We start from the raw sequence: 13,949 nt of genomic DNA, 5'->3' as shown, positions 1-13,949 counted from the left end.
CCAAACAGGAATTATAAGCGGAGTGGCCGCCTTCGGTGGGCCCCAATACGGCCGGGTAAAACCCTGACTTCCGTCTCAGGCGACACCGCCCTCCCGATGTTAGGGTCGGCAGGTCCATAGGGAAGGGGTGCATTGACGTGTCTAAACGTGTGACGTCTTTCGTTTTGCTGATGATGGTTTCGATGGCCGGCCTGGCGGCCACCGGCGCACAGGTCCCACCGACCGAACCCGCGCCCGCGAGGCGCGCTGACGTGACCGAGCAGGTCTTCGGCCATACCCTGCACGATCCGTATCGCTGGATGGAAGGCGAGAAGAACCCCGAGTTCACCCAGTGGCTCACCGCGCAAGGCGAGTACACCCGGGCGAAGCTGGACAGCTTGCCGACCTTGCCCGCCTGGGCGAAGGCGCTCCAGGCGAGTGATAACACCGGCGTGGTGCATCGCCTGCAACGGACCGCGGGTGGCCGCCTGTTCTTCCTCGAACAAGCGGGCAAGAGCGCCGCCGTACTGAAGGTACGCGAGGCCGATGGGCGCGAGCGCAGCCTGGTCGATCCGACGGCACTGGCCGGGCCGGGTGGCACGCCATCGATCACCACGTACTCGCTTTCCCCCGATGGCGGAAAGATCGCCGTGAACATCGACCATGGCGGCAACGAGGTCACCCGCGTCTCGGTATTCGACGTCGCAAGCGGTAAGCCCCTTGCCGACGTCGTGGAGCCGGTGTGGGGCGAGTTCGACGTACATTGGCTGGCCGATGGCTCGGGCTTCACCTATACGCAGATGGCGCCACCGGGCGAGCGTACCGGCGGCGACCCGCTGCAGGATATGCGCCTGCGGCTGCATCGTCTCGGCAGCCCGGCGGCACAGGATCCCGTGCTGTTACGTGCAGGTACCGGCGCCGGCGCGAGCGCTTCCATGCCGATCGCAAGCAACCGCTTCCCCATCATGGAGTTCCCCACGGGGTCCCGCTGGGCGCTGGCCTCCGCCTCGGGAGCCCAAAGTGAAGTGACTTACTGCGTCGCCCCGCAAACGGAAGCCATCTCGCCCACGGCCACGTGGCGTTGTCTGGTCACGATGGCCGACGAGGTGAGCGCCGCCGCGATCCATGGCGATACGCTTTACCTGGTGTCGTCGAAGACGCGCTCCAACGGTCAGTTGCTCGCGCTCGATCTGGGCCGCCCCGGAGTGACACTGGCCGATGCGAAGCCGGTGCTGAAGCTCGGTGACGATGAACTCATCGTCGGGCTCACCCTGAACGACGCGCAGACCCTGGCGCCCGCTCGCGATGCCTTGTACCTGAAGGTCGCGACGAATGGTGTCGATGGCATCCGCCGCATCGACTACGCCACACAAAAAGAGGAAACCGTAGCGATGCCCCTCGCCGGCACGGCATCGCTGTTCCATGCCAGTGTCGACCAGGATGGCTTCCTGCTCGAACTGCGCGGCTGGACGACACCGCCCAAATCGTGGCGCTACCTGCCGGCGAGCCGCTCGATGAAGAGCCTGGGCCAGGACGAAGCGAGCCCGGCCGACTACAGCATGATCATGGTGACGGAGACGGAGTTCACCAGCAAGGATGGGACCCGCGTGCCGCTGACCATCCTGCATCGCAAGGATGCGGTCCTCGATGGAAGCCATCGTGCGCTCATCTTTGGCTACGGCAGCTACGGTCTCACGCTGCAGCCTTCCTTCAAGCCAACCCGGCTTGAATGGGTAAAGGCAGGCAACGTGTTTGCCTACGCCCATGTGCGCGGCGGTGGTGAGAAAGGCGAGGCCTGGCACCAGGCGGGGAAGGGTGCCAACAAGCACAAAGGCGTGGAGGATTTCGTAGCCTCGGTCGATCGGCTCGCAACGTTGGGTTACAGCCAGCCGCAGCGGACGGGACTGGTATCGGGCAGTGCAGGCGGCCTGCTGATCGGTGGTGCGGTGACCGCGTATCCCTCGCGCTTCGCTGCCGCGATCATCCTGGTACCTATCCTCAATCCGATCCGGATGATGCATGCCGCGAATGGTGCGAACCAGGTAGGCGAGTTCGGCGACCCTGGTAAACCCGCCGATTTTCCCGCGGTACTCGCGATGGACCCGTACCAGCAGGTGAAACCGGCCACTGCCTATCCCGCGATGCTGGTGCTTGTCGGTTTGAATGACAGCCGCGTCGTACCGTGGCAGACCGGCAAGTTCGTGGCGGCCATCCGTAGCGCCAATACGAGCGGGCGCCCGGTGTGGATACGTACCGACGCGAACGCCGGCCACGGTATCCAGGCCTTGCCGGGTAGCGAGGCCGCGCAATGGGCGGATATCTTCGCCTTCCTGGATGCGACCTTGCCGGTCGCCAGCTCATCAGCCGCTCACAGCCCCGAGGCCACGCGCATGATCCTTACCGAAAGCACGTCGGATGTCGCGACCACCGAGGCGCGTGTGCGCGCAGCGCTCGACAAGCTCAAGGTTCCCGTCTTCGCTACCTTCGATCATGCGGCGAACGCAAAAGGCGCAGGACTGTCGTTGCGACCCACCACGGTGCTCGTCTTTGGCAATCCCTCCGTCGGGACACACCTGATGGAAGAAGACCAGTCGATCGCGCTCGACCTGCCGTTGCGTCTTGCCATCTGGCAGGACGAACAGGGGCGCACATGGCTCGGATATCACGATCTTCAGGAAATGACGGCGAATTACCACGTAACGAACCAGGAAACGGTCTCCAGGCTCGCCGGTTTTATGGCGAATCTGGTTAAACAGGGCGCGGATAGCACAATCTGACTGTGGTTTTAAGAAGTGAGATGTGCTTCACAAAAGCGATGTAAACCTTCTTTCGCGTGCCGTTTATGCCCTAGGTAATTTTACGGACGTGTTTATGATCGCGGCGGGGTCTGCACGAATTCTTTATGAATTTTTAACGCGACCTGCTACGCATCGGGCAACAGGGGCTTGGCGATAGGCTTTTATTTCGCCGGCATTTAAATCGATCCAAACGATTGTCAAAGTCTCACGGCTGCCTGATTGAGGGCGGCGGAGCTTTGCCTGCGCCAAGCACCGCTCGGCGCGTCGACAGGGGAAAATGATGAACCGGGTATTCCGCATCGTGTGGTCCACGGCGGTGGGCGCGTGGGTGGTGGCTTCTGAGTTGGCGGGCAAGCATGGCAAGGGGCGCGGGTGCGTCGCCTCTGCAGCATGCGACGAACGGTCATCACCTGCGGGCGCTTCGCGCGGCGCGTGGACAGTTCGCCTGGGTGTGCTCATGGCGCTGGCATCGATGTACGCCGCGCCGACGCTCGCCGCTGACAAGTACTGGGACGTCAACGGGGGTTCCAACGGCAGCGGCGGAACGGGTACATGGGACACCACTCTGGCCTACTGGAACGCTGCGAACGACGGCGTCGCCGGCCCCTTCACCGCGTGGAACAACGCCGCGCTCGACAACGCCGTGTTCGGCGGTACGGGAGGCCAGGTGACCCTGGGCGCGCCGATCACCGTCAACAACCTCACCTTCACGGCGACTAACTACACGTTGAGCGGCAACACGCTCACGCTGGCAGGTGCCACGCCGACCATCGCCGTCGCGGGCACGAACACCATCGCGTCGGTGCTTGCTGGTAGCGCGGGCCTCACCAAGACCGGTACCGGCCAGTTGAACCTCAACGGCGCAAATACCTTCACGGGTGGCGTCAACGTGACGGCAGGCACACTGTTCGTTGCCACCGATGCGGGCTTCGGCAACGCCAGCAATGGCGTCACCATGGCGGCGGATACGAGCCTGGGCGCCACCGGCGCCATAGCGTCCAGCCGCGTCATCACCTTGACGGGGGGGCAGGTGACGCTGAAGGGCGCTGGCGTCGGCTCGGCGCGATACACCGGTGCGGGTGGCCTCGTGGCAACCAATGGCGTCACGTTGAGTAATAACGCCAACGACTACACGGGCACGACCAGCTTCGGGAGCAACAGCTCCTATGGCTTTACGTCTATCGGCAATCTTGGCCAGGTCAGCGCGTTGGGCGCACCGACCACGGCGGCAAACGGCCTCGTCACCGTGAGCGCCGGCACGCTCTTTTATTCAGGCGCCGGGAATTCGTCCAATCGCGACTTCCAGTTCCTGAATTCGTCCAGCAGCGCGGCACAGCTGAGCAACCAGGGCACCGGCCTCCTGACCCTGACGGGCAATATCGCGGCGATCAACACGTACATGCTCGCCATGAACTTCACGGCGAAGACCGGCGACCTGGCGCTAACGGGCGTGCTCAGTTCGCTCACCGATCGTACCTTCCAGTACATCAACAGCGCCGGCCATACGATCGCGCTGGGTAACGCCAACACGTATACCGGCGCTACGGTGATCAATGGCGGCACGGTCAAGGTCGGTATGCTCGCTGATACCGGCACGAACAGTTCGTTTGGTACGGGCACGGCGGGCGGCTTCAGCATCACTAGCGGCACGCTCAGCTATGCGGGTACGGGTTCAAGCTCCAACCGTTCCCTGGCCATCGATGGCGTCGCGACCATCAGCAACGATAGTTTGGCGGGTGCGCTCGCGCTGAGCGGTGCGACGACCTTTACGGCGGGCGGCGTCGGCGGCGACACACTTGCGTTGGCCGGTAGCTACACGGGAACGAATGCGTACTCGGGCATCATCAGCGGCACCGGGAATCTGTCGATGAGCGGCTCCGGTACGTGGGAACTGGATGGCGCCAATACCTACACCGGCAGCACGACGGTACAGGGTGGCACGCTGAGGCTTGGCACGGCGACGTCGCTGGGCGCTTCCACGGGCCTGATCGTCAATGGCGGCACGCTGGACATCAACAATCTCGCTGTCACGGCACCGTCGCTGGCGGGCACCGGCGGCGCGGTGAGCCTCGGTAGCGGGGGGCTGACGCTGAAGGGTGCATCGGGCAGTACCACCTATGCGGGCAGCATCACCGGCAGCGGCAGTCTGACCAAGCTCGGCGCGAGCACGCAGACGCTGACCGGCGCCAATACCTACACCGGCGCCACCACCGTGGGCGGTGGCACGCTGGCGCTGGATTTCAGCGCGGCGGGTGCGCCGGTCAGCAATATCATCAACGGTGCGTCCGCACTCAATCTCAGCGGCGGCACGCTGTCGCTGAAGGGCAAGGCGGCCGCCAACAGCCAGACGTTCAACGGCCTTAATGTCACCGCGGGCAACAATCGCATTGCGGCGACGGCGGCGTCGGGCGGTTCGTTCGCGCTGAGCCTCGGAGGGATCACCCGCAGCGGCGGCCTCGTCGATTTCGGTTACAACACCGGTGCCACCATCACGACCACCCATGCGGACGGCCCACTCGGCGGCTGGGCTACGGTGAACGGTACGGACTACGCGCAGGTGACCGGCGGTGTCATCACTGCGTTCACCAACTACGCGAACAAGGACAATGCGGCGACATGGCTCGCCGGCGACATCGTGAGCGACGCAGGCGGCACCACCAATTCGCCGTACACCGGCACGGTGAACGGCAGCCTGACCCTGGGGGGCCTCAAGTACACGGCCAATGCGGGGTCGACGGTGAACGTGGGCGCTGGTAATACGCTGGGCGTTGACGGCACCATCCTGGTCACCTCCACCGTGGCCAGTTCCGCGAAGGCCATCCAGGGCGGAACGGTGAATGGCGGCGCGGGCGGCGCGCTCGGTGTCCAGCAGAACAGTGCCGGCACCTTCACGATCGGCTCGGTGATCACTGATGGCGGTACGCCAACCAGCTTTACCGCTGGCGGCTCGGGCACCGGTTCGGTGGTACTCACCGGCGCCAACACTTACACCGGTGGCACCACGCTGAGCGGCAGCACGCTCAACATCAACAGCATCACCAATGGCGGTCAGGCGAGCGCGATCGGCGCGTCGACGGCCGATGCGTCCAATCTGGTGCTGGAAGGCGGAACGCTGCGCTACACGGGCGCCACGGCAAGCACGGATCGCGGCTTCACGCTGGTCAATGGCGGCCCCTCGCGCACGATCCAGGTGGACGGCGCGGCCGATCTCACTTTCAGCGGCCAGGTGACCAGCCCGGATGATGCGGGCTTCACCAAGACCGGCACCGGTACCTTGACCCTGACCAACGCCACGAGCGATTTCATCGGCCCGGTCACGGTAAGCGGCGGCACGCTGGCCGTGAGCACGCTGGCCAATGGTGGCCAGGCCAGCAGCATCGGTGAAGGCACCAGCGATCCTGCCAACCTGGTGCTGCAGACCGGCGGTACGCTGGAATATACCGGCGCGACCACCACGACCGATCGAGGATTCACCCTGGGTACCGGTGGCGGACAGGTTGCCGTAGACCAGGCCAGCACGACGGTGACCGATAGCGGTACCGTCATCGGCGCAGGTGGTTTGACCAAGAACGGCGCGGGCACGCTGTTGCTCAGCGGCGCGAACACCTACACCGGCGGCACCACGGTCGCGGCGGGTACCCTGAAGGCCGGTTCCGCCCAGGCCTTCGGTGGCCAGGCCAACGGCACGGGGGTCGGGCCGGTCAGCGTGGCGTCGGGTGCGACACTCGACATGAACAACTTCACCGCCACGATGGGCGGCCTCAATGGTGCCGGCAACGTCGCGCTGGGCTCAGGTACGCTGCAAGTGAATGGCACCGGTACATTCACCGGCAATGTCAGTGGCACGGGTGGCGTCACGGCGCTTACCGGTGCCAACCAGGCCATGAACGGTTGCGGCAACAGCTACACCGGCCCGACCAACATTGCGGGCGGGCAGTTGAGCACCGATTGCCTTGCGAATGGTGGGCAGAATAGCGGCGTCGGTGCCTCCACCAGCGCACCGGCCAACCTGACACTGACCAACGGCACGCTCGTTTACACCGGTACCGACGTCAGCACCGATCGCGGCATCCAGGTGGTCACGGCCGGCACGGTCAGTGTCAGCAACGCGGGTACGACGCTGGAGGTCAGCGGCCAGGTGCAGGGTGCCGGTAGCCTGACCAAGCAAGGCGCAGGTACGCTGACTCTTAGCAACAACACCAATAGCTATGTCGGTAGCTTCGTGACGGGGGGCACCTTGCGCGTGGGCAAACAAGGTGCGCTCGGTACGACCAGCATGAGTCTGGCGAATACCGCAGGTACGCTACTGGATCTCAACGGCTTCGATACCTCGGTCACCGGTCTTGGCGGTGGTGGCAGCACGGGCGGAAACATCACGTTGGGCGGCGCCACGCTGACGATTACCGCGGGTAATGCGTATCTGAATACGGGTGACTATGCAGGCGCCATCTCCGAGGCTGGCAATGTCACCAAGAGTGGCTCGGGCATCAGCTATTTCTCTGGTGTTGCGAGCACCTATGTAGGCGTGACCACCATCAACGGTGGCCTGTTCGCGGTGAACTCGCTTGCCGATGGCGGCCAGGCGAGCTCCATCGGCGCATCGAGCAACAGCGCATCGAACCTGGTCCTTAACAGCGGCAGGCTGCAATATCTCGGTGCAGGCGGCAGCACGGATCGGCTCTTCACCCTCGGCGCGAGCAATAGCTCGCTCGATGCCTCGGGGCAGGGCGCGATTGCCTTCACCAATACCGGTTCCCTCGCGTTCACCTCGCCCAACACGGCACAGACGGTGACCCTCACGGGTACCAGTGTGCTCGACAACAGCCTGGCGGCGCAGATCACCGAAAACGGTACGGGCAAGACCTCGCTCAACAAGACGGCCGCAGGCACCTGGATCCTGCGCAACGCCGCGAGCAGCTACACCGGCGTCACCAATATCGCCGGCGGCGTGCTTGGTGTGGATCACCTCACCAATGGTGGGCAGGCGAGCAGTATCGGTGCATCGTCCAACGCGGCCTCGAACCTGGTGATCGGCACCGGTGCCACGTTGCGTTATACCGGTGCCGGCGACACCACCGACCGGCTGTTCACCCTGTCGGTGGGCTCCAGCGTCATCGAATCCTCCGGCACGGGCGCCATCGTCTTCAGCAATACCGGTTCCGCCGCGTACAGTGGCAACGGGCTTCGCACGCTGGGCCTGGGCGGCACCAACACCGGCAACAACACCATGGGCGGCACCATCGTCGACGGCCTCGGTGGCATCACCACCCTGGGCAAGAATGGCGCGGGCACCTGGCTGCTGACCGGCACCAATACCTACACCGGCAACACGGTCGTGAATGACGGCCTGCTGCAGTTGGGCAATGGCGGCACCAGTGGTTCTATCGCCAGCCCCACCATCATTGTCGATACGGCGGGTACGCTGGGCTTCAATCGCTCCGACAGCATGACGCTGGACGGCACCATATCGGGTGCAGGCGATGTCGTGCAGTCCGGTACCGGCACCACCGTATTGACGGCCGCCGACGTTTACACCGGCGGTACCACGATCAACGCGGGTACGTTGCAGTTGGGCAACGGCGGCGCCAACGGCTCCATCGTGGGCGATGTGTCGGATAACGGTACGCTGGCGTTCAACCGTTCCGATGTCTACGCCTTTGGTGGCACGGTCTCCGGCACGGGCGGCGTGACGCAGCTGGGTACGGGCACGACCGTGCTCACCGCGGCCAATACGTACAAGGGTGCGTCGCTCGTGCAAGGCGGCACGTTGTTGATCGATGGCAACCAGTCCGGCGCCACCGGTCTCACCACCGTGCAGAGCGGGGCAACCCTTGGCGGTTCGGGCATCATCGGTGGCAGCGTCACGGTGGCGAACGGCGGTACGTTCAACCCGGGCGACGCCGGTGCGGCAGGAACGCTCACCGTCAATGGCAATCTCGCGCTGGACGCCGGTGCGGTCATGAACTACCAGTTCGGTCAGCCCAACGTGGTTGGCGGCACCCTCAACGATCTCGCGGTGGTGCACGGTAATCTCAGCCTGGACGGCACGCTCAACGTGTCCGCCACGCCGGGCGGCAGCTTCGGCCCGGGCCTGTACCGCATCATCAGTTACGACGGCACGCTCAATGATCAGGGCCTTGCGCTCGGCGGCTCATCGACCGCCAACTACCAGGTGCAGACCTCGGTGGCGAACCAGGTCAACCTGATCAATACCGGCGGCCTCACGCTGAACTTCTGGGATGGCACCACGGGCCACACCAACAACACCGTCGATGGTGGCAGTGGCACCTGGCAGAGCAGCGTCGGCAACAGCAACTGGACCGACCAGACCGGCCAGGTCAACGCGCCGTACACCGATGGCGAGTTCTCCATTTTCATGGGGGCGCCCGGCACGGTGACCGTCGATAACACGGGCGGTGCGGTCAGCAGTTCGGGGATGCAGTTCGCGGTGAACGGCTACAACATCATCGGCGACCCGATCACCCTTGCCCCTGGGCAGGATGTGATTCGCGTGGGTGACGGAACCGCCGCCGGTGCGGGTATGACCGCTACCATCGGCAGCGCACTGGATGGCGCGGGCAGCCTGGTCAAGCAGGATCTCGGCACGCTTGTCCTCAGCGGCATCAACAGCTACACCGGTGGCACCGCGATCCATGGTGGCGTGTTGCAGGTGGCAAGCGATAGCAATCTCGGCGCCGCGGGTAGTGCGCTCAGCTTCGACGGTGGCACCCTGCGCACCACCCAGAACCTCGCACTGGGACGCCCGGTCACGATCAACCAGGGTGGTGCCACGTTTGACACGTCAGCCTCCCTGCTTGCCACTCAAGCGATCGGAGGGGCCGGTGCGCTTACCAAGATCGGCGCTGGATCGATGGTACTGAGCGGCGTCAACACGTATGCAGGTGGTACTGCGATCAATGCCGGCATCCTTAGTGTGTCCGCTGATGCCAACCTGGGCAATGCGGGCGGCGCTCTGTCGCTCGCAGGCGGCACGTTGCAGAACACAGGTGCATTCACCTCGTCGCGCAATATAACGCTGGGCAGTGGTGGCGGCACGTTCGACACGGACGCCGATCTCACCTTTGCAAGCGGCGTCGGTGGCGCAGGCGCGCTGACCAAGACGGGGGCGGGTGCGCTCGTGCTCGCGGCAAACAGCACCTATACCGGTGGCACCACCATCGCAGGCGGCGTGCTGCAACTGGGCAACGGCGGAAATGCCGGTACGGTCAGCGGCAACATCGTCAATAACGGTACGCTGGTGTTCGATCGCGCAGACACGTCGTCTTTTGCCGGGGCTATCTCCGGCACTGGCGCGCTGGAACAGCAGGGCGGTGGCACCACGGTACTCAGTGGTGCCAACACCTATGCCGGTGCGACCGCCGTGCGCGCGGGTAGCCTTATCATCAATGGCGACCAGTCCGCTGCGACGGGCGCTACCTCGGTGGACAGTGGCGGCACGCTGGGTGGTATGGGCGCCATTGGCGGCGATGTGAGCATCGCGGATGGCGGCACCCTCAGCCCGGGCAACGTCGGCGCGGCACCGGGAACGCTTACCATCAAGGGCGACCTGTCGTTCGGCACGACATCCAATCTCAATGTCGACATGGGCCAGGCCAATGTGGTGGGCGGCCCCTTGAACGACCTGGTACAGGTGGATGGCGATCTGACGCTGGACGGCACGCTTAACGTGTCCGTGTCGTCGGGCGGCAATTTCGATCCGGGCATTTATCGCATCATCGGCTACACGGGCGCCCTGACCAACAACGGCCTGGACATCGGTTCGGTGCCGTCGTCTGACTACTTCCTGCAGACGTCCATCGCCCAACAGGTAAACCTGCTCAACACCGCCGGCCTGGGCGTGAATTTCTGGGATGGCAATGGCGCGCGCGGCGATGGCCAGGTGCAAGGTGGCGATGGCGTTTGGCAGAACGCATCCGGTAACGATAACTGGACGGTGCCTGATGGCACGCTCAATGCATCGTACGCGGACAGCAGCTTCGCGATCTTCGCGGGCGCCGCTGGCACGGTGACGGTGGATTCGAGCCTGGGCGCCATCAACAGCAAGGGCATGCAGTTCGCGACGGATGGTTACCGCGTCGAAGGCGATGACATCGCCCTGGTGGGCACGTCGCCGGTCATCCGCGTTGGCGACGGCACCACGGCCGGTGTGGGCATGACAGCGACCATCGCCTCGGTGCTTACCGGCAGCGTCGGCATGACCAAGTCGGATCTCGGCACGCTGGTGCTTGCGGCCGACAACACCTACGCCGGCGGCACCACCATCACGGACGGCACGCTGCAGCTGGGTGAGGGCGGCACGAGCGGTTCGATCATCGGCGATGTCACCAACAACGGTACGCTGGCCTTCAACCGTTCGGACGTCCAGACGTTCAGCGGTGTCATCACTGGCAGCGGCGCTGTCACGCAGATGGGCAGCGGCACCACCGTGCTTACCGGCGGTAACACCTATACCGGTGCGACAACCGTACAGGGCGGCACGCTGTTGATCGACAGCGACCAGTCCGCTGCCACCGGCGCCACCACCGTGCAGAACGGCGGCAACCTGGGCGGCACGGGCACCATCGGCGGCAACGTGACAGTGGCCGACGGTGGCACGCTGAGCCCGGGCGATTCCCCGGGCACGCTAACCATTAACGGCAACCTGACCCTGGCCCCGAATGCGCTGGTCGACTATCAGCTGGGTCAGGCCGGCACCGTGGGCGGCAGTTTCAACGACCTCACCGTCGTGCATGGCAACCTGACGCTGGACGGCACGCTCAACGTGTCGGCCACGGCAGGCCGCACGTTCGGTGCGGGTGTGTACCGTCTCTTCAGCTACGACGGCGCACTGACCGACAACGGCCTTGCCATCGGCACCACGCCGAGCAGCAACGTTTTCGTGCAGACCTCACTCGACAACCAGGTGAACCTGGTCAACACCGATGGCCTGACACTCAGCTTCTGGGATGGCCCGGGTCATGCCAATGACAGTGCTATCACCGGTGGCACCGGCACCTGGCGCCTTGCCGACAACGACTACTGGACCGATGCCACGGGTTCGCTCAACGCGCCCTACAGCAACGGTACGTTCGCGGTGTTCGGTGGTACCGGCGGCTCGGTGACGGTGGACAACGCAAACGGGCAGGTGACCGCATCAGGCATGCAGTTCCTGACCGATGGCTATCGCCTGAGCGGCGGCGCCATCGCCCTGGCGGGCGGCGCCTCCGGCATCCGTGTGGGCGACGGCACCGCGGCCGGCGCAGACATGACCGCGACCATCGACTCCGCGCTCACCGGCACCGGCATGCTGGTGAAGGACGACCTGGGTACGCTCGTGCTTACCGGTGCCAACACCTATGTCGGCGGCACCACCGTACACGCCGGCACGCTGCAGGTGGCCAACGATGGGAACCTCGGTTTCGCGGCAGGTTCGCTATCCATCGATGACGCCACGCTGCACACCACCGGCAGTTTCCAGAGTGCCCGCACGGTGGGCCTCGGCGGCGCGGCGATCATCGACACCGACGACGGCACTGCGTTGACGCTGAGCAACGGTATCGGCGGGACGGGTAGCCTTACCAAGCTGGGCACGGGCACGCTGACGCTGAGTGGCACGTCGACGTACGGTGGTGATACGACGATCACCGCAGGTACGTTGAGCGCCGCGGCGGCGAACGCGTTCAATGCGGCGTCCGCCGTGACCGTGAAAGGCAGCAGCACCCTGGATCTCGCCGGCTTCGCGCAGCACACGGGCGCGCTCACCAACGCGGGCACGGTGCACTTTGGCAACGCCCCCGGCACCGCGCTGACCGTGCAGGGTGATTACACGGGCCAGGGCGGCACGTTGAACTTCAACACGGCACTGGGTGCCGATGCATCGGCGACCGACCTGCTGACGGTCACCGGTAACACGTCGGGCAATACCTTGGTGCAGGTCGCCAACGTCGGCGGCGCCGGCGCGCAGACGACCAACGGCATCAAGCTGATCGACGTGCAGGGTGCGTCCAATGGCACCTTCGCCCTGAAGGGTAACTACGTGTTCCAGGGCGACCAGGCGGTCGTGGCCGGTGCTTACGCTTATCGCTTGTACAAGGATGGCACGAGTAATACCGATGGCGACTGGTACCTGCGTTCGGCCCTGACCAACCCGGCTGGCGACCCGAACGGTGGTGATCCGGCGGGTGGCGGCACGACCCCGCTTTATCAGCCCGGCGTGCCTGTCTACGAGGCGTATGCGGGCATGCTGCAGCAAGCCAATGCGCTCGATACGCTGTTCCAGCGCACCGGCAATCGCCAGTGGGCCGATGAGCAGTCGCGCGATAGCATGCAGCCGGGCGAAGGTGCGTGGATCCGCGTCCAGGGTGCAGACCAGACGATCAAGCCGGCCTCCAGCACGAGCGGCACGAACTTCGATGTGTCGAGCTCGAAGTCCGAACTGGGTGCCGACGCGATCCTTGCGCAAAGCGGGGAGGGCCGGCTCGTCGGCAGCGCATCGCTGCAATATGGCCATGAAAGCTCGAGCGTTCGCTCGGCGTATGGCGATGGCAGCATCAACACGCGTTCGTACGGCGTGGGCGCTGCGTTGACCTGGTATGGCGATGACGGTTTCTATGTTGATGGCCAGGCCCATTGGCTGCGCTTCAACTCGGATCTGCATTCGAACGCGCTGGCCCGGGTCCTTGCCGACAACAACAAGGCCACCGGCTATGCACTGGGTATCGAAGCCGGCAAGCGCTTCCCGGTGGGCGAGGCATGGACGATCACGCCACAAGCCCAGGTCAGCTACGGCCGCGCGTCGTTTGATAACTTCGACGACGCCTTCGATACCCATGTCTCGCAGGCCGATGGCAAGGCAGGCACCGCCCGCGGCGGCGTCAGCCTCGATTACCTCACGACCCGCCAGGGCGCAGCGGGCGCGGTCACCACGCACCTGTACGCCATCGCCAACGTGTACAACCGCTTCAAGGACCAGGCACGTGCCAGCGTGGCCGGCACGGATTTCAGCACGCGTGATGAGCGTTGGTCGGGTGGCCTGGGCATCGGTGGCGCGCTGGACTGGGCCGGTGGGCGTTACTCGGTGTATGGCGAGGTGCTTGGACAGAAGGGCTTGTCCCATGCGGGCGATTCGCACGGTGTGAGCGGCACGGTGGGGTTCCGTATGCGGTTCTGATC

The 13,949-nt window shown here is 64.8% G+C and carries 2 protein-coding genes; both read left to right on the top strand.

Annotated features, from left to right (window positions below):
* The first annotated feature begins 137 nt into the window (after positions 1–137).
* The gene (locus VGN46_RS05880; RefSeq protein WP_331641615.1) at positions 138–2,756 is read left to right on the top strand and encodes a prolyl oligopeptidase family serine peptidase; all 2,619 of its coding nucleotides are present in this window, start codon (positions 138–140) and stop codon (positions 2,754–2,756) included.
* A gap of 301 nt (positions 2,757–3,057) precedes the next feature.
* Positions 3,058–13,947, top strand: coding sequence for an autotransporter-associated beta strand repeat-containing protein (locus tag VGN46_RS05875; protein WP_331641613.1), 10,890 nt, complete (start codon positions 3,058–3,060; stop codon positions 13,945–13,947).
* Positions 13,948–13,949: the final 2 nt, after the last annotated feature.

Origin of the sequence: Luteibacter sp. (assembly GCF_036500425.1) — a bacterium.
GTDB lineage: Bacteria > Pseudomonadota > Gammaproteobacteria > Xanthomonadales > Rhodanobacteraceae > Luteibacter.
The sequence above is the reverse complement of the archived record's forward strand: the minus strand, read 5'-3'. Positions and strand labels throughout refer to the sequence as shown.

Coding starts and splice junctions, on each gene's coding strand:
- VGN46_RS05875 (WP_331641613.1), top strand. CDS start 3,058: ATGAACCGGGTATTCCGCATCGTGTGGTCCACGGCGGTGGGCGCGTGG.